This is a genomic window from Candidatus Scalindua japonica, assembly GCF_002443295.1.
GTDB lineage: Bacteria > Planctomycetota > Brocadiia > Brocadiales > Scalinduaceae > Scalindua > Scalindua japonica.
In genome coordinates this window covers 1-18879 of record NZ_BAOS01000024.1, presented here as the reverse complement: position 1 = coordinate 18879, position 18879 = coordinate 1, and the positions used below count along the sequence as shown (strand labels likewise).

Annotated in this window: 8 protein-coding genes and 4 pseudogenes; 4 read left to right on the top strand and 8 right to left on the bottom strand. The window is 46.3% G+C overall.

Translation table 11 applies throughout. The features are described from left to right. Window positions 1-545: 545 nt before the first annotated feature. The 3 genes from SCALIN_RS12990 (at window position 546) to SCALIN_RS22260 (ending at window position 1915) form a co-directional block, all read left to right on the top strand. The gene (locus tag SCALIN_RS12990; RefSeq protein ID WP_133111894.1) at window positions 546-1343 is read left to right on the top strand and encodes a laminin B domain-containing protein; all 798 of its coding nucleotides are present in this window, start codon (window positions 546-548) and stop codon (window positions 1341-1343) included. A gap of 72 nt (window positions 1344-1415) precedes the next feature. Next, window positions 1416-1703, top strand: a complete 288-nt coding sequence (locus SCALIN_RS21725; protein WP_133111892.1) for a helix-turn-helix domain-containing protein — start codon at window positions 1416-1418, stop codon at window positions 1701-1703. A gap of 68 nt (window positions 1704-1771) precedes the next feature. Further along, on the top strand, window positions 1772-1915 hold the full coding sequence (locus SCALIN_RS22260; protein ID WP_162532305.1) for a hypothetical protein: 144 nt from the start codon (window positions 1772-1774) through the stop codon (window positions 1913-1915). Here the strand turns inward: SCALIN_RS22260 and SCALIN_RS12980 are convergent. The 3 genes and pseudogenes from SCALIN_RS12980 to SCALIN_RS12970 all read right to left on the bottom strand — a co-directional run. Beyond that, window positions 1905-2897 carry a transposase gene (locus SCALIN_RS12980; protein ID WP_096894901.1) on the bottom strand — a complete coding sequence of 331 codons (993 nt, stop codon included), beginning with the start codon at window positions 2895-2897 and terminating at the stop codon, window positions 1905-1907. The two genes, SCALIN_RS22260 and SCALIN_RS12980, sit on opposite strands and share 11 nt — an antisense overlap. A 419-nt stretch (window positions 2898-3316) precedes the next feature. Beyond that, window positions 3317-4711 (bottom strand): IS1380 family transposase, encoded by a 1395-nt coding sequence (locus SCALIN_RS12975; protein ID WP_096894900.1) that lies wholly within the window; start codon window positions 4709-4711, stop codon window positions 3317-3319. Window positions 4712-5395: 684 nt separating this feature from the next. Beyond that, a pseudogene (locus SCALIN_RS12970) lies at window positions 5396-9142 on the bottom strand (GH36-type glycosyl hydrolase domain-containing protein); the annotation flags it as partial. 19 nt (window positions 9143-9161) lie between these two features. Here SCALIN_RS12970 and SCALIN_RS22255 point away from each other — a divergent pair. Next, window positions 9162-9323, top strand: coding sequence for a hypothetical protein (locus SCALIN_RS22255; protein ID WP_162532141.1), 162 nt, complete (start codon window positions 9162-9164; stop codon window positions 9321-9323). Between the two features lie 110 nt (window positions 9324-9433). Here SCALIN_RS22255 and SCALIN_RS12965 read toward each other — a convergent pair whose 3' ends face one another. From SCALIN_RS12965 to SCALIN_RS22800, 5 genes and pseudogenes are all read right to left on the bottom strand, one after another. Then, a complete protein-coding gene (locus tag SCALIN_RS12965; RefSeq protein WP_096892569.1) occupies window positions 9434-10552 on the bottom strand; it encodes an IS91 family transposase in 1119 nt (372 codons plus the stop codon). Next, a pseudogene (locus SCALIN_RS12955) lies at window positions 10549-11456 on the bottom strand (tyrosine-type recombinase/integrase). The gene SCALIN_RS12965 and the pseudogene SCALIN_RS12955 overlap by 4 nt, the downstream one beginning before the upstream one ends. A gap of 106 nt (window positions 11457-11562) precedes the next feature. Then, window positions 11563-16422 (bottom strand): annotated as a pseudogene (locus tag SCALIN_RS12950) (glucoamylase family protein); the annotation flags it as partial. Between the two features lie 574 nt (window positions 16423-16996). Next, window positions 16997-17872 (bottom strand): annotated as a pseudogene (locus SCALIN_RS12945) (ISL3 family transposase); the annotation flags it as partial. A gap of 15 nt (window positions 17873-17887) precedes the next feature. Next, a complete protein-coding gene (locus SCALIN_RS22800; RefSeq protein ID WP_203415483.1) occupies window positions 17888-18238 on the bottom strand; it encodes a transposase family protein in 351 nt (116 codons plus the stop codon). Window positions 18239-18879: the final 641 nt, after the last annotated feature.

Sequence of the window (18879 nt, the reverse complement as noted above, 5' to 3'; positions counted from 1 at the left end):
CGTCTTAACAATGAAAGTATATGTGAAATATACGTTTCGGTGTTGTATGAAGACAGGTAGCAGGTTAAGGAATCGAACCTTCGACCTTTTCAAGACAACCGACAATACCTACAAAAGTCAAGTACATCATTGCGTTGTACATGAGTTAAATATCCCCAGATATCACATGGCAAAAAAGAAAAAAATAAAAACTAAATCATACAGAGGGAACTCCCTGTGAAGCACAATACCACAAAATTCGGGTATTGAACTCAATGGATAACGGGAAAATATAGTTGACTTCAGTCAATAATAAGACTATACAATTAGCTTTACGGGCAGTGGCCAGCCCATAAAGCTACTAAAATACCATATAATCACTTTGTATAAGTGGTAAATACAAAAGTACTTACTGTGTGGTTTAGAGTGGAAACTTGCAGGTATCACTTTACAGATAAGTAATATGTTATGGGGATTGGCGAATACATGTAGCAGGCGATAAGTGGAGAGGAACAGGTTTTTAAGCCTTGTTTAAGTTTTTACAGTATTTAATTAGGAATTCAGATTTGTTAGATGAAAGGGAATCTGTGCCTGAGAGTTTATACACTATTTTAAGAAAATTAAAAAGAGGAGGAGAAGAAATGAAAATGAAATGTCTCTTATTGTTTGCAATCTCGATGGTGTTTTTGTTATCTTGTGCTAGAAATTCTCAAGCAGCATCAATTACGAGTATCTTTGATTCAGATGCAGATGGATGGTTTGTGCAAGATGTTTTTCAATCCACAGGAAATCCTGGAGGAACATTTTCTGCAGGCTGGTCAGCAACTGGTGGGAATCCTGGTGGGCATATTTTCAAAGATGACCCGGGCCCTTTAGCGTTTTTTCTTGCAGCCCCAGGGAAGTTTATCGGCAATAAATCTGGGAGCATAGGAGGAACACTCAGTTTTGATTTAAGTACTTCGGCTACAAGCGTAGGAAACGTCGATAGTTTGATTTGGTTGCGCGGAAGCGGTGTGATTTTATCGTATGACGCATCGAAGCAAGTGGAAACGACTTTCACATCGTTCACGGCTCCACTCGATTCAAGTGGCAATTGGACTTACTATCAAGATGGCTTAGTCAATTCGAGGGCTGCTACTGATGCTGACTTCAATCTAGTTCTCTCAAATCTTTCTGCCTTGATGATCCGAGGGGATTACATCAATGGGGTAGAGCGCACAAGTTTAGATAATGTGGTTATGACTGGCAGTACGAATCCTGTTCCAGAACCTGCAACTGTCGCCCTAATAGGCATTGGCATCGTCGGAATAGCAGGCGCAGAAGCAAGACGTAGACGTAAAAAGAGAGCCGTTGATAATTACTAGTACAATGATTCCATAATAACATTGCAATATGGTTCTTTTTGTGGCATACTAACCTCAAGAAAGGAGGTATATATGCCATTTATCAGAAAAAGACCACTTATCATTTTGAACCGAGAAGAAAAATCTTATTTACAAGAATTAAGCCGATCACGAACAGAAACTGCCCAAAGGGTAGAACGTTCAAAAATAATATTATTGTACTCTGAGGGAGTGTCAGTATCTGCCATAGCTCGTCAGTTACAGACCAATCGTCCCAAGATAGAGCGATGTGTTGATAAGGTACTTCAGTTAGGAGTTGTGGTTGCCCTGCAAGATTACCAAGAAAAGGCAAGCCGCCGTCCATTACTAAAGAAGCTCTAGCTTGTCAAAAACCTGAACAAGATGGTTTTTATAAAAAAAATAAACAATTTTAACATAGGGAAGGGTTAATGATGAAAAAGAAGAAGATGGTGCTTACATTTGTGATAATGGCCTTCTGGGCTTGCGGTCAGGTACATGCATTTCCTTTAAGTGGGCTTGTGCACAAGGGGGGGGTCACATCTTTGATGTTTGATATTAGTTTTAATTGTTAAAATCTATCACATCAGATTCTAATTGCCTGACCAGTTTCTTAAAGGTTTTGTCTGTTTTTAACCGATCCTTAACCCTTCTACTTCCCAAACTCACTGCCGAAGGCCTGATACCTCCAAAGTGTTCACCTATTTCATAACACGTACTTCTAGCATACTTTCTCGACAGATATATCGCCATATCCCGGCCTTCATTTCCTTTACATCCCTTTACGCACATCTCCTCCTTTGAAACATCATACGCTTCGCATACAACTTTGCAAATTTCATTAATTCCTGGACCTGGCCGCGCATAAATCATACCTGAAATCTCAGCATCACTCTTCTCAGACTTTCTGTTTCTCAATTTCTCCCTCATTCGTTTTACAAACTGTGCTGTTCCTAATATTGCCCCAAAACTCATTTCTTTTAAAGGATTTCCCTCGTCTCCCATTATTACAAAGCGCCGGTATTCCTTTCTCTGCTCCTTCTCAGACACACCAAACATTTCAAGTGTTTGTTTCACATCAAGCCACTTCGGACATTGTCGTATTCCTAGATAATCCCGATAACTAGACCATCTATACTCCTCGGGCCTCCTCACAATACCCGCACGTACAGGATTCATGTGTATGTAACGTGATAAAACATGCAAATGTTCATCTGCTTCTACGAGCACACTCTTAAACCTTCCCTGAAACAGATGTCCCGTTCTCTTATACTCCTTATTTACATAACCGGCATAAACATGATTCAACCATTGCAAGGGCCTACTCAATTCACCACCTGGAGTTTCCAACTCCAGATGATAGTGATTTGTCATCCGACAATATCCATGGAATATTATTCCCCACTTCTCATGCAGGTCTCCCAGCTTTTCTAAAAACACCTTTCTATCGTAATCCTTAAAAAATATATTCTGTCTCCCAACACCTCTGGTAGTAATATGATAAAAAGCACCGGGATATTCTATGCGTAAGGGCCTTGCCATAATTAACAGACACATTCCTAAAACTTAAATTTTAATAATAAAAAAATTAATCTTATCTAAATTTATACATACGTAAATATCAAATTTCAAAGATGTGACCCCTATTCCTTAAATATTCATTCTGTATTCCTTTCTCAAGATAAAGTTGCATTTAAACTGATATTACTGTTATGTTTTCTACCGGCTTATTTTCTCATCTCCTTTCTTTACCATTACTGCATCTGGAGATAAGTTTAAACCCAAATTGAGCGGTTTTAATATTACGACAAAAAAAAATGAAATATATTCAATTTTTCTAGCCAAAATTGTTTCGGTTTGGCAATAAACCTTCGCTTACTAAAAAAATTCTTTTAGAAATGCATTTTTAGTACAATTTTCCGGAACATGGACATACCTCTCCCACAGATAACCTTGTTTTCAACTTCTTGTCACGCTTATATGATTATTGGTATGGGTTTTTGACTTCGTTGCCATAATATATCAAAGTGCAAATTGTCCATTACTGCCTGTGTTACTTTAAGGATTAACTGCCTGCCAGTGCCTATTATCTTTGCTGCAAAGTCTAATGCCTTTCTCCTTACAGTTGTTGCATAGCTGCCGATTGGCATTACTCCGTCTAATACATCTTCCTTATATGTTTCAAACAAAAAATATGATATGAGCATGCAATAATATACTACACTATTTGGTACAAATCTCTTAAACGGTAATTCTTCAAATCCAAAATCCTTTAACCCTCTATGCGGTAATTCATCTGCTCCTCTCATATGATGGCTCTCTATAATTGTTTCTGTATGCAACAATCTTCTCTCTTCCTCCTGAGTACTACAGTTGGCTAACACCTTTGGATTAACTCCTATATTCGTGAGAATTACATTATCTGGCCGCGCAAAGTCCAATAACCTTTGTTCTCCATCATGACTCAATCTGGTGTATATTGCACGATAAAACCTCTCCCACGAATCACATCTATAACCAAACTCCAAATACTTCCACTCTTGATTCCTATTGCTGTAGACATCCCATTGGTCCTCTAACTGGACACCTACATACTCCTTTACTCCCTTATACATCTTGCCAGTACAGATAAATCCTACTCCAAGATTGTCACATGCTTGTAATATTTTCTCATCAAAAAATCCACTATCAAGTCTGACTATTATCGTGACTGTCTCACTATATTCCTCACGGATTAACCGCACAAGGTCTCTCATCATATTCACCACGGTATTACCACAGTTGCTGTGTTTCTTTCCACCTCGGAAGACCGCATCCACTATCTTACCATTCCAAATTGCTTGTAAAGGCTGGAAACCTTTTACTTTCTTATAGGTGGGCTGTACTCCATAGCGCTTCTGTGCTTCATCGTTGTCCATTACCATTGTATCTAATGTTAAGTCTATGACCTCAGGGTTTTCTCGCCTTAACCTCCAAATAAACATCTTTCGTAATATCTTCCGAAATGGGCCTCCACATACCCATGAAAACGATTTATAAAACCGTTTTATCTGATGTGACGACACCATCTCTGTCTGAGAATTCTCTATTACTGATGCATAGCCCTCATCTGCTCTTAATTGATCAAATGAATTTAGGTGGCGACTCGTCCCATCATAAAACCAACAAAATATCTGTTTGAATATATTCCACACCGGAAGACCTTTGCCGCTTTTTCTGATATCTCCAAAAAACTCTTCTAATAACGGGTATATTTCTACACTACTTAAATATTTAACAAATAAAGACATGCCTCCTCTGCCGGTTAATGTGTCATTTGTTACTCCGATTTTGTTAATCTTGCACTTGCTTTTAAATACATTTTTCTTCATAATACTCTCCTCACTTAATGGGTGATGGATTTTGTTTTCTTGAAAATGTATTATAACAAATTACTATTGCCTTTTAAGTGGGTTTTAAGTCTTTTTAGCAAATACAAATCGCTCAACTTAGGTTAAAGTTAAATTTCATAAATTGTTTTCTTGTAAACAAGGAGGTGGTGGCTAAATCGGTTTAAAGTAAATCTTCCTAAGTGGGAGAGACGTCTTTTCGCATTGTAAATGAATCTGCTTTTGTGTGACAGAGACAACAGATAGGCTTACAAATAAAACCGCTAAAGTTACCCCATTAGTGTGTATACACCTTATAATGGTGAAAAGAGAGAACTATAGCCTTCAGGTTCGAATAATTTCTTATAGTATAGCGAAATTAGACTCTATTAAGTATGGAGTTGATAAACTGTAGATGTGTCTTTCGGTAGCTTCTTATTTACGTTCACTTATCTGAGTATAGAGTATAAATATAAATTAGCAAGGGTTTCAATAAATAAACTTTTTGTCAAATAAAACTACCACGGCTATTGCCCTCTGTGCTTCCAATGTCTGGAACAGCGATCTGGTTCACATGGCGCACGTTCGTAACAAAAACAGGTTACCATGTGGTTTTGGTTTTACTAACTTTGACCAGAAAGAATCATGTCATCCTTGCTCCTGGATAAGGCGTTATCATAAATGTCTTTAATTCAAATGTACCTCGACATAGTGTTCTCTGCGGTCGTCCACAAGGGGGATCATGCCTTGCGATTGCCCTGGCCCACCTACGCCGTCTCCATTTACCACGACACCGTCCAGCGTCACGCGGATCACATGCTCAGGCTTTTCACCGACGCGCTTGACAGTGATATGGTAGACCGTATCGCGAAAGCGATAGTGGATTTTGTAAGATTCCCAATGGTCAGGTATACACGGTGCAATGCGCAGATGGTCTTCTTCCAGCTGCAGACCCAGTAGTGTTTCCACAGTCAGCCGGTACATCCAGCCTGCGGCACCGGTGTACCAGGTCCAACCACCTCGTCCAGTATGAGGCGATGCACCGTAAATGTCCGCGCACATGACGTACGGCTCAACCTTGTAGCGCTCGATCTCATCCGGCTGACTGCCGTGATTGACAGGATTGAGCATAGCAAACAATTCCCATGCTCGTTCCTTGTCACCCATCATGGCAAACGCCATCGTGGTCCAGATCGCCGCATGGGTATATTGGCCACCGTTCTCGCGAACGCCTGGTACGTAGCCCTTGATATAACCAGGCTCAAGGGCTGATCTGTCGAAGGGAGGGGTGAGCAGTTGAATTAACGGTGCATCGCGGTGCACCAGGTATTTGTCTACCGCTGCCATTGCCTGGCGGGTTCGCAAGGGATCACCGCCACTCGAAATAACCGCCCAACTCTGGCTGATCGAATCGATTTGGCATTCTTCATTGTCAGACGAGCCCAGGGGTGTACCATCATCAAAATAGGCCCGTCGATACCACTCACCGTCCCAGGCATTCGCCTCAATATTGTTGCGCAGTAGCGAAGCCTGCCCGGTACAAACTTCGGCAAAGGCCTCGTCGCCTCGATTTCGAGCCAGGTCTGCAAACAGCCGAAGGTTTTCGTACAGGAACCACGCCAGCCAGATGCTCTCTCCCTTTCCATCACGACCGACGAGATTCATGCTGTCGTTCCAGTCACCGCAACCCATCAGCGGTAATTGATGTTCGCCAAAGCGTAAACCATGTTTGATTGAACGTACGCAATGTTCATAGAGGCTTGCTGCTTCAGCCGAACGTTGTGGAAGGTCGTAGTAAGCTTCCTCTTCCGGATTCAACTCGCGGCCTTCCAGGAAGTGTACGGCTTCATCGAGTACTCCCGTATCTCCGGTCGCCAGCACATAACGACAGGTTGCATACGGTAACCACAGATAGTCATCGGAGAAATGTGTTCTCACGCCTTGTCCGTTGGGTGGATGCCACCAGTGTTGAACGTCACCCTGGAGGAACTGGCGCTCTGCGCAACGGATCAACTGCTCGCGGACGAGCCACGGTGTCGTATGGATCAGAGCCATGGTGTCCTGCAATTGATCGCGGAAACCGTAGGCACCGCCTGACTGATAATAGCCACTACGGCCCCAGAGTCTGCAGGACAGTGTTTGGTAGACTAGCCATCCGTTGGTCAAAACGTTCAATGCGGGGTCGGGTGTTTCCACATGCACCGCACCCAAAGTATGGTTCCAGTGTTCCCACACCACTTCCAATGCCTGCCTCGCGCCAGCTGTTCTACCGAATCGCTGGATTAAATGTTGCGCTTCATCGGTGTTGCTGGCCGCGCTGAATACGAACACAATCTCACGCTCTTGCCCATCGGCAAGCTCGATCTGGGTCTGTATTGCGGCGCACGGATCAAGGCCAGCACCTGTAATGCCCGACAAATGCTTCCGACGCATAGCCGCAGGGCTGGCGAGTGTGCCGTTACGGCCAATAAACTCTGTGCGGTTTCCGGTCATCGTACGCTCTAGCTCGCTGACCTGCGCAAAGACAACCCGACTGGCGCATTCGCGACCATACGCATTGTGGGCAAACATCGCCCCGCTATGCGGATCCGTTTCGGTAACAATGTGCATCAGATTGGCGTGTCGCCACTCACCAAGTACCAGCTCCCAATACCCGGTAAGTGACAGTCGACGCGAACGCTTCGAATAATTGTGCAGCTTTACCACAACAAACTTCACTGGAGCGTCCATTGCGACGTAGGTGAACAGTTCCGAGGAGATGTCTGCTTCGTAATGCTCGAAAGCGCTGTATCCGAACCCATGCCGGCTTACATACCCGGATCGACCGAGGGCGGGCAACGGCGTCGGCGACCAGAATGCGCCCGTTTCCTCGTCGCGAATGTATAACGCCTCGCCGCTGTTGTCGCTCAGCGGGTCATTGTGCCACGTGGTCAGCCGGAACTCGTGCGCGTTTTCCACCCAGGTATAAGCGCTGCCGCTTTCGCTGACGACTGTGCCGATGTGCGGACTGGCGATAACATTTACCCATGGCGCCGGTGTGTTCTGACCAGGCTCAAGGGTGACGACGTATTCGTGCCCGTCGGGTGTGAAGCCCCCCAGGCCATTGCAGAAAATACGTTCGTGCTCTGACAGCTTATAGACCGATTCATCTGCCGGTGGTTGACGCAATGGCTCGAAACGGTCCGATACACGCTTTACCGACACACGGCGTTCCACCTGATCGAGCAATGTCTCAGCAGTATCGGTGAGCACGACGCGGGCAACAGTCTGGAACAGGACCCGGTCCTCCTCGGAAAGTTCTTCGGCACGCCGCACGAAGATCCCACCCGGTTTGTCGATAATTTGTGTTTCGGAACTCGCGTTGATCAATCCCATGATCTGGTCTTGCAGAACCGCTCGGTAGCCAGAGAAATCCTCGTTTACAATCAACAGGTCCACCTTCAAACCATTCATCCGCCAATAGGCATGAGCTTGCAGCACCTGTTTTATCAAGTTTAAGCGGTTCAGATCGCCGATTTGAACCAGGACAATCGGCAGGTCGCCAGAGACAGCAAAGCGCCAAAGACCTGACTGACCAAGCTGGTTGCGGGCGATGATACTGGGCGCAGCACGACGCAAGGCATTGCCGTAAATGACCGAGCTGGCCAGGCGGCCATAGACCTGTTCATCGGCTTCGGTTGCGTTGAGGTGGCGCAACACCTCCTGACTTTGAAACCATGCCATTTCAAAGGCACGCTCAACGAAGTGCCTGTCACAATACTTCTCAAGCACAGCCAATGCTGCCTCGCGTGTATCTGCAACACCGGTGATGATCTGAATGGTCGCTGATTCGTCAGGTAATAAGGTGATGGTGCGGCGGATCGCCACGATGGGATCGAGCACCGAACCATCAGTGTTCGACAGCGTCGACGGATTGTCACTGCTATCCAGTACCACCGGGTTGGCCGCCGTTCGATTCCGCCCGATGAATTTGGCACGGTCTGTCTCGTAAGACGGTTCGTCGGCAACCGCGCCAGGTGCAGCCAACAAGTGAAACAACCATGGCACCTGCTCCTCAGGTGTGCGACGGCGTCGCGTGCAGAGGATTGCCTGTCGGTCTGGCAGGATTTCGGTTTGCACGAACAGGTTGCTGAAAGAGCGATGAGCCAGGTCGGCATTTAACGCTGCCAACACAACTTCAGCGTAACTCGTCACCTCTATATGACGGGTACGGGACGACAGGTTGGTGAGCGTGACACGGCGGATCTCGACATCATCTTCAGGTGAAACGCTGATCTCGGTGTGCGCTTCGATCTCCTGATCACGCCGTCGGTATTCAGCACGCGCCTGTACGAAGATCGCCTCATAATGATCGGCCTTGCGCAGTGTCGGTTGATACGCGGTTGACCAATAACTTCCGGTTTCGTGGTCGCGTAAGTAAATGAACGTACCCCAACGAATAAGGTTAGATTGTGTGAGGGACGAACCACAATCTGAACCGTTTGTTGGACAAGCCCGTTGTTTGGGTGCTAAACATTGTATAAGAAAATATCTTATGAAGATTACTTCTCTTTTTTACCGCAGAAGCTATGAAGCCAAAGAAGTGGATTTTTCAATTGCTGTCGTCATGCTTTAGGAGCTACAGAACATGGTTTTTCGGCCATTTTACCTCAAATTTGGGCAAACGGGGGCCATCTCGACCCGATAATGCCGTTTTTGCAAATCTTAGATGCATAGCGGATTCGATTACATAACCAGAACAGCCTCCTCTTTTGTTAACTTGTAGGGGAAAGACCTGGATTTGTGTGATGGAGGTATCATCGTTTTTATGATCTTCATTATTCCTCCACAGCATTTGCACGTAAGCTTTGGACGCTCTCTGAACCAGGCTGACGACTTATTCGGGTTGATACCGGTAAGGTACTGAAGCAATGCAATCAAGCGTTTGCTATTAGGGTGGAGGAAACCAAAGTTCCGTGTTCGCCTGAAACCTTTGGGTAGAACATGCTGGAGAATCAACCTGAGAAACTGCGGGCCGGGAAGTGTTCTTGTGAGCATTTTTTTGCTCTTACTATCCTGGTAACGAAAGGTCACCTGACCATCTTTGCACGTAATAATATCTTTCTCTTGAATGACCCCTTTGTAGAGATAACGACCAAGATAGACCAGTGCCTTTTCACCGTTGCCGACAAATTTGCAATCGACGACCCATGTTTTGGGATAATTAACTGGAAGCGTAAGAGCCGCTTTGTTCACGGCATCGAGCATTTTTGCTCGAAACACTTTAGCCAGCGCTTTGTGATTGAAAAGGTACCGCGTCTTTCCTTCGCTTTTTTTGAAGCTCCAAAGCTTTTTCTTCTGATTGATGGCCCCGGCTGGCATTACCAGATGGATATGCGGGTGGTAATCGAGAGAGCGAGAGTGGGTGTGCAAAACAGTGATGGCTCCAGCGTTTCCTTGTAATACGCTGTCATTTTGGACAAAGGTTTTTACGGTTTCCCAACAACACTGTATCATTATCGAGTAAAGCAAGCGTTGATGCTGCCATGCTAATGATCGAAGCTCTTTGGGTATAGTAAAGGTGAGCATAAAATAGTCAGCAGGCACTTCTTTTTTCAGTTGACGCTCCAACCACTGCTGACACTCATGACTCTGACAATGAGGACAATTGCGGTTACCGCAGGAGTGCGGTACAAAAACCTGTTTTTCACAGTCATTACATTGGACCAGCATGACGCGGCTTTGCGTAGTGCGACAATCCTTCATGGCTGCCAGGGCTTTGAATTGACTTGGCAGGATCGAACCATGATAAAGAGTGATAAAGTCAGCAATGAAGGTCTCAATTATAGAGGAGAGAGATATCATATAACATTCCCCCATTCTATGGAAAAACCATTCATCAAATCATTAATTAATTGCAAGGCATTACGATTTGTATGAGAGGTCAGGTGGGTATATTTGGCAGTGGTTAAAATACTGTGGTGGCCGAGGATTTTTTGTACTTCAAGCAGATCAACACCCGCCTCAATCAGATGGGTTGCGTAGCTGTGTCGCAGACTGTGTGGTGTAATTTTTTTTTAATTCCACACTCCCGGGCTACCTTACGCAGAGTGGCCTGAACGCCATTTCTATTCAGAGGTGTTTTTGCCAGGTGGGCTGATTTCAAGCCACCATGACGGCCTGGAAATAGAAAGACAGGATTGCGATGAACAAGCCAAAAACGGCGTAAGAGATTCAGGGTTACCTTTGGCAGGGGTACGAAACGGTCTTTATTGCCTTTGCTATCGCGGATATGCACCCGCATTCGCTGAGAATCGACATCGCTAACCTCAAGACGTAGTCCTTCACCCAGGCGGAGACCAAGACTGTAAAGAACAAAGTAGAAGGCCCGGTAACTGAGTTTTCTCGTCACCTGGAAAAGTTGGTGGGCTTCATTAATGGTGACAATATCGGGCAAACGTTGCGTTTTGGGTGGTTTAATAAGATTTACTTGCTCCCAACGCTTATGAAGCACATGAGTGTAGAAAAACTTTAGTCCGTAGAGGTCTAATTTGACTGCGCTCCATGAATGGGTATTGAGGAGATTGGAAAAATAGTCAAGTAGTTGCTGTTCAGATAGATCGTGTATCTGATTGTCAAAATAATCACCGATCCGTCGGATGGCACGTGAATAAGCCTCGATTGTTTTTGGCCGGAGTCCTTTCAAGCGTAGGTGCTTTAGATGCGTTTGGTAATTTTTGTTGAAATCGGATTGAGATAATGTTTTCATAGACCTGTAACCTCCTATTTGTTAATAGATTCACCCTCCCGTTGAGGGTGTGAGGTTACATTATATAATAAATTTCCGATTTTGTTCTCCGCGATAGCTGCTTCGTCCAACAATCGGAAGTAGCATCCTCGCGCCAACGGGTAACTGCCAGGTCGCGACAGCGGCTGTAGCCTCCTCCGGCATTTGTTGCCATGACGTGGTATCTGCCGTTAGACAATAGGTGAACTTCAGGTATCGGCGTGTTCGGGTCGGTAAACACGCGCATGATCTCAACTGCTTCCGTGACGGGGGGACGTGCGGAGGCGCTCACTTCAGCAGCGTGCGGATGCAACGTAGCCCCCTTCTTTGGTACACGCTCCTGCAGTAACAATTCCGTCGCCCGTGCGAGGGGGTCAGACATGAATCGGCGCTGCATCGGCCGGTTGAGCAATACGTGCTCAAGGGCCAGGAGGCTCATGCCTTGATGATGCGCCATGAATGTTCGCACGATAGCGTGATTCTTACCCCTCGGTACTCGCGATGGTGTGTAATCGATCGACTCGTAGAATCCATAGACGCCGAGGAATCCGTTGGCGGCCATCGTCTGCAAGTTGCTACAGGCTTCCTGTGGCATCACCGTCAGCGCCAGTGCGCTGGCGTAAGGAGCGATGACCAGATCGTCTCCCAGCCCGCGCTTGAAACCCAGCCCGGGCACGCCAAACGCCCGATATTGGTAGACTTGATGCATATCAGTGGCATTATAGCAGGACTCCGAAATGCCCCAGGGTACAGCGCGCTGTCGGCCGTATTCTATCTGGCGTGACACCGCAGCCTTGCAGGTCTGCTCCAACAAGGTGTTCTCGTAACCAGGCATTAACAACCGCGGCATGAGGTACTCGAACATTGAACCGCTCCACGAAATCAAGCTCACGTTGCCGCCATGACTTGTCAGCAGGCGACCGAGTGAGAACCAATGCTCTTGCGGTACCTGACCCTGCGCAATGAGCAGAAAGCTGGCCAGGCGCGCTTCTGATGCCAGCAGGTCGTAGCAGGACGGATCGCGGCGCCGTTCTCCTACATCGTAACCTATGCTCAGCAAGCTGCGCGATGTATCGTAGAGAAATTTAAAATCCATCACCGCCAGTTCGCGGCAACGATCTACCAAATCGTCGATGATTCTAAGCCTCTCCTCTGCACCATTATAACGTGTTCCTGCCGCCGCGGCTGCCCCGGTTGATGACAACGTCTCAGTGCCCACTGCTCTCTCTCTGGCTAATTCGGTCAGTGTCGGGATTTTGCTGAAGTGCTGCGGTTCGGGTACCAGTAATCGAAGGTCATCTCGAAGTGCAAAGGATTGTAGGTAAAAAGCCTGCACCCAGTAATTCAGTTCGTCATCTATATCAATACCCATTGGCAGCCATCCAACCAGCTCCCCGCCGATATGGTGAATTTTATCCAGCAGGTTATCGACAGCAGCCAGTGTCTGTGGCTGCCCGTTCAGTGTGTCCTGTAGAAACTTGATCTTCTTCGCAATATCCGGTACTCGTGACGAGGGCACGTGTTCGACAAGCACCAGCAAGGTGTCCTGCAACCCCTGAAACGCGAACGAGGACAGCACCGGCTGATCTTTCAACTCAACCAGTCCCGCCTGCAAGGTAAGCAAGCTGCCGGCCAGGTTGCCGCTGTCCACCGAAGAGATGTATTGCGGGCAGAGAGGTTTTAGCGTGCGTGTGTCGTACCAGTTGTAAAAATGGCCTCTGTAGCGTTCCAGCTTTTCCATTGTGGCCAGTGTGTTCTCGACAAGCCGCAGGAATTCTCCTGCGCAAATGTAACCGAAATCGTACGCAGCCAGATCCGCCAGCAGCGACATACCGATGTTCGTGGGTGAGGTACGTGAGGCGATGGCCGGTGCCGGATATTCCTGGATGTTATCTGGAGGTAGCCAGTTGTCCTGTGGACCGACGAACTGTGCGAAGAAGCGCCACGTTCTCCGGGCCGATGCCCGCAGGAACAGTCTTTGATCAACGGTTAAATTCAGTACAGGGGGCGGAAGCGGTATACTGATCCACCAGCCGATGACCGGCGATACCAGCCAGAGTAATAAAAAAGGTACGCAGAAGAGCAACTCTGCTGACTGGCTGATCCACAATGCTAAGGCGAGTACCATTGCCAGCACAGGTGCTATCCACATCTCCATAAAAAAATCTGAAAGCGTACGGCACGCGTTGCGACTTGCATAGGACCGCATATGCCAGAGCAACAATCCGCGTCGAGTAAAAAACATTCGCACACCCGAGCGCAGGATTGCATCCAGACAAATCAGCGTGTCGTAGGGCAAAAGGATCAACGTCAGCAAAGAGAGCACAATCGGGCGGCTCGTAGATTTACTTGTCAAAGTCAAGTGTACCAACCAGTCACGTTCTTCAGGCTTACGGATGAGTTCAATCGCGGCTCCCAGCAAGGTGGGCAAGAACACCACACCTGCGACCAGCAGGTTCCAGAACAACGCCGATACCGGACCGAACAGCCAACCACCCGCCAGCAAGGTAAGCAACGACGGCGGCACGAGGCTGCGTCTGAGGTTATCTAAAATTTTCCACACCGACAAAGCTGTGAGCGGGTTCAGTTGCCGTTTAGCCTTCGATCCACTTGACCCGGGTGGCCCGGGCACGCGTGGGAGCAGCCAACCGGCAATCTGCCAGTCGCCACGTATCCACCGGTGTCGCCTGCTGGCCTCTATGGCGTAACTGACCGGATGTTCTTCAATGAGGTCAACATCAGTAACCAGTGCCGAACGCGCATACGCGCTTTCCAGCAAGTCGTGGCTGAGAATGAGATTCTCCGGAAAGCGTCCATCGACTGCCTGCCGAAAAGCGTCCACATCGTAGATGCCCTTGCCGATGAATGATCCCTCCCCGAAAATATCCTGGTAAACATCAGATACCTCTCGCGTGTAGGGATCAATGCCTGGTTCGCCCGCGAACAGTTTTGTAAACCGTGACTGGCCCGCACTTGTCAGGCTGATCGAAGCGCATGGTTGCAGTATCGCATAACCTCCAACAATGCGCCCCTTGTCGGCATCATACACGGGCCGATTGAGAGGATGCGCGATGTTTCCGATAAGTGAGCGTGCTGCGTCACGGGGCAGTTGCGTGTCGCTATCCAGGGTGATGATATACTTGATCGAACCGAGGATGGACGTATCACCGACAATATCCGAGAATGCAGTTTTCTTCCCTCCCCGCAGCAAGGCATTAAATTGCTCCAGTTTGCCGCGCTTGCGCTCATATCCCATCCACACCCGTTCGTATTGATTCCAAACCCTCGGTCGGTGAAACAGATAGAAAATACAGGGGCGGTCCTCGCTGTAGGTCTCGTTGAGCTCCTGAACAGCCGCGCGTGCGTGGGTGATCAATGCGGAATCTTCTGGCAGAGTACACTCAGGCGCGTCACGGAAATCAGTCAGCAAGGCAAAGAACAGATTGGAATCACGATTACCGAGATAGCGGATCTCCAGTGCTTCGAGAAGATCATCAATCTCTTCCGGCTTGCTCAGCAAGGTGGGGACAACCACCATAGTACGGTGAACGGATGGAATGCCCTGCGAAAAATTCATTCGTGGTAATACATGAGGAGGCAGGATGAGTGTGACTAACCGGTTCACCAGCGGGACAGCCAGCGCTGAGATGCCGATTATGCCAGTGAGCTCAAAAAACCAGTACCGCCAGTCAGTCAGCTCGAACCCACCGAATAAGAAAAACACAACTGATGTCGTCAGTACGGTGAGAAACAGGATTGGTCCGAGGTAAAGGAACAGGCTAAAATGCCGACTCGCACGGCTAATTCGCAATTTCCACGACAAACGGCAGCCGACCGTACGCTCCAGTATGTGCCGTCCGTGATCGATCAGGTAGTATCCGACATGCGCGGTGCGGTCATTGTTACTTAATAGCTTTGCAGCAGTCTTCGCGAGAACAATGGCTTCGCGTGCCACCTCCAACTCACTGTGCGAACTACCCCTCGCCACGTCTTCGATGACATGCCGATACCGGTCGCGGGTAGCAAAATCCTGGCCGGTGTGCATCCCGCTCGGGTCTTCACGCAATGTCTGTTCAACGACACTAAGCGACTCTACATAATCTTTCCAGTCCATTGTGTCGATGAAACGCAGACTACCGATGCTGTTTGCGATGGATATCTGGTTGCCACCAGACGTTCGTGCGGCTGACTCTGACAACTGCGTAGCGGTCACCCCTTGTTCTAGCAGTTTCTGCTCGACCCAGGTTTGAACGAAGGCCATAGCGGGACCCTGAGCCTGAAGTCGTGCGTAAAATTCCTCCACAAACGGCGCGGTCAGAGGCACATCGGCATTGGCAAACTCGGCTAACAGCTGGATAAGCTGTTTCGGTTCCCTTTCCGCCGTCGCAAGCATGCGGTCTGCCCATGTGATGGCCGCGTCGCGCTCCTCACGCCGACGAGCGATACGCAACCCGACGCGACGAAGGTTTTCCAGCAGCGCCAACTGCAGCATGATCGGGAATGCCCACAATTCACCCAGTTTTAATGGTTCAGCGGTCTGGTAGGCGGCGATGAAATGGGTGGCGTTGTCGCTGTCAACACGACCGTCCATGTGAGAGATTAACTCCAACGCTAAGTCATAGATCCGGGGGAAACCGGCTGACAAGCCATCAGCCAGTCGCGGCAACTGCCGGCTGTACCCGCGCGGCAGATGCCGACGCGCCAGAGCGATCTGCTGCTCGATTAGATAATAGTTGTCGAGTAACCAGGACTCTGCCGGTACGATCCGTTGTTCCGGAGTGGCTGTGGCTGTTACGACATCATACGCCGCCAGCAGAACGCGCGCATTGTCTGCCAACCGGGGCAGTAATCTGTCCGATCCCGGACGCGGATCGATGCTATGCTGCCCCGCCAGCTTTACCGCGTGATGCTTCAGTTGCTCGATACTGAACAACTCCGAGCGCAGCAACTCAGTATCACGGTCGTTATGCAGCGCATTTTGTGTGCGTTTCGATAATCTGAACTTTTTGATAATTTATGATATCTCCTCATTCGAACTCAGGGTAGTTAGCGCAGCACTGGCCTTATGGCCTGTGTTTGGCAGAAACTCATACCAAGTGCTTTCCATCAGTCGGTAACCTGCCAATCGTAACTTTCTTACGCTGTTTTACAAGTATATAAGTATGTTTAAATTAAGGTAAATATGGATCTTTCCGCAGAAGCTGCATTGCCTCAGGCGAAATGGCATTTTAAGCGAAGCTGCCAAGGGGTCAAGATATGAAACATGATTTACTAACAGAATAAATGAATCACATGTCATTGTTAGATTATAAGACCCACTGGCCTTAAATCAAAGAGGATTCTATATAAAAAGATAAACGGTAAATACACTAATAATTGTATAATTTTTATAATAAAATTTCTACGTCTTTTCATAAAATTAAGCTTGAGTCATCCTTAATACATCTCTATGCTTTTCTTGAAGAACTTTGTCACAAGATTCAACGTTTTCAATAGCATTATTTTTTATAAAATCGGCCTCCTCAGTAGAATCTGTGGGTGATTGGAGGCTCTGGTAATTTTCCAAGTGTATGATATAAAGCGACTTCAATTGATTTAAAAGTGCGAAAGCCAAAAGATTTTCTCATAGTCAGTTTGGCTTTTAGATTAAAACCCTCAACAATACCGTTAGAAAGACGTTCTTTGACAGAAAAATAATTCAACAAAAGCTCTTGATGCTTACGTAACCTTTTGGCTACTTTCTTCATTTCCGGCAATCTTGACCTCATAGCCCTGGTAGTCCAAGTCTTTAAGAACCGTTCGGCTCCCCAGCGTGTCTTGTAAGTCCAGAAATGCTGAAAGGCTTCTTTGAGTAAATAACAACGTACAGTCTTCAGATTATATTGAACCAGTTCACGTAGCTTGGCTAACTGTGATGTCTTCTGGTTTTTTTTGTTCTTTAGTAAACACCAACGAGATTTTTCAAGGATAGGTTCATAACCATCTCGTTTTAATTGGGCAGTCTCAGCTCTTCTTGTTTGATCTACTGCGTCATTAAGATATTTCATTACATGAAAGCGATCAAGAATATGGATAGCCTTCGGAGCTTTGCGTTTAACAACTTTCAAATAAGGTTTCCAAAGATCACTGCAAATTGCCTTTAATTTTCCAGATCGTTCTTTACCAAAATCAATAAAGAATCGCAACAATGTTTTAGCACATCGGTTCTGCCCTACAAATAACAATCTCTTACAGGCAGTGTCTATTTGAAAAACCAATGTCAGATATTTGTGTCCTTTTAAGTATTGTATCTCGTCTATACCTATTGCGTTGATATTATCCATGTTACGGTGCTTTAATCCATATTCAACAACATGCTCTACTGATTCAAATACGTTTCTCCATGAGACACGAAATTGTCTGGCTACTTCCTGCTAGGAAAGATACTTCGCCCAATGTGAAAGAAATATTCTGAAAGGTTCACAAATAGGACTTTTGCCCTGGGCCCATGGAATATGTTCTACGGTTACTCCATGTTCAGGACAACTTACGCGTCGCGGTTTGTATGCCAACATGACCATGTAACCCCACAAAGGTATAAAGCGAAAATATCGTTCATTTAGATGATCGTAAGTTGGCGCAGCTTCTTTGCACTGGTTACATAAACCTCTGGTTCCTTTACGTTCTTTTACTTTGACAGTAATTTTGGTATCAGACAATATAACATTGCCATAGATGAATCCCTTGACAGGGTAGCATTTATTGAGTAGTGTTTTTATAAGCATTGTTGTTTACTTGTAATTTGTTAATTATATTGTTTATAGAGAACTTATTTTAACAAATTGTAACAGCAATGCTTATTATTGAAATTTAAAGAAGGCTTTATTTTTTATTCCTTTTGGTGAGACTCCCTTTAAATAAAACAATATTTTTTTCTTTTTCTTGGCTTACTTTTACCCATAGATTCTGCAAAAGAGCCCTAAAACTTAAATTTTAATAATAAAAAATTAATCTTATCTAAATTTATACATACGTAAATATCAAATTTCAAAGATGTGACCCCTATTCCCCCGATAATCCAAGCAAGTAAACTGTTTTAAAATTCAAGGGTATAGGCAAAAAATTTGTCTTAACAAAGTTTTCTAGCACTCTAACACCATCATCAGAGATTGAACAAGAACCAATCATCGAAGAAAACGACTAACATACTGTCTTCTGCCATATTTTTTACGTTTTCTAAGCGCAGGCTTTTGTTCTGCCCGCTTTCTTAATTAATAAGAACTTTTTCTGTAAAAGAACATCTCGATCGATCATTTCATTTTCGACATGAATCTTATGACCCGTTTTTTTAGTTCCTGTATATGACAGTTCTCCGTATACATTTACATGTCCATGTTTTCAAAAAAATATTTTTATTTTGCAAATG

What these genes read in the sequence shown, in the direction of transcription:
- SCALIN_RS21725 (WP_133111892.1), top strand. Translation starts at nt 1,416, where the DNA reads ATGCCATTTATCAGAAAAAGACCACTTATCATTTTGAACCGAGAAGAA.
- SCALIN_RS22260 (WP_162532305.1), top strand. Translation starts at nt 1,772, where the DNA reads ATGATGAAAAAGAAGAAGATGGTGCTTACATTTGTGATAATGGCCTTC.
- SCALIN_RS12980 (WP_096894901.1), bottom strand. Translation starts at nt 2,897, where the DNA reads ATGTGTCTGTTAATTATGGCAAGGCCCTTACGCATAGAATATCCCGGT.
- SCALIN_RS12975 (WP_096894900.1), bottom strand. Translation starts at nt 4,711, where the DNA reads ATGAAGAAAAATGTATTTAAAAGCAAGTGCAAGATTAACAAAATCGGA.
- SCALIN_RS12965 (WP_096892569.1), bottom strand. Translation starts at nt 10,552, where the DNA reads ATGATATCTCTCTCCTCTATAATTGAGACCTTCATTGCTGACTTTATC.
- SCALIN_RS22800 (WP_203415483.1), bottom strand. Translation starts at nt 18,238, where the DNA reads ATGCTTATAAAAACACTACTCAATAAATGCTACCCTGTCAAGGGATTC.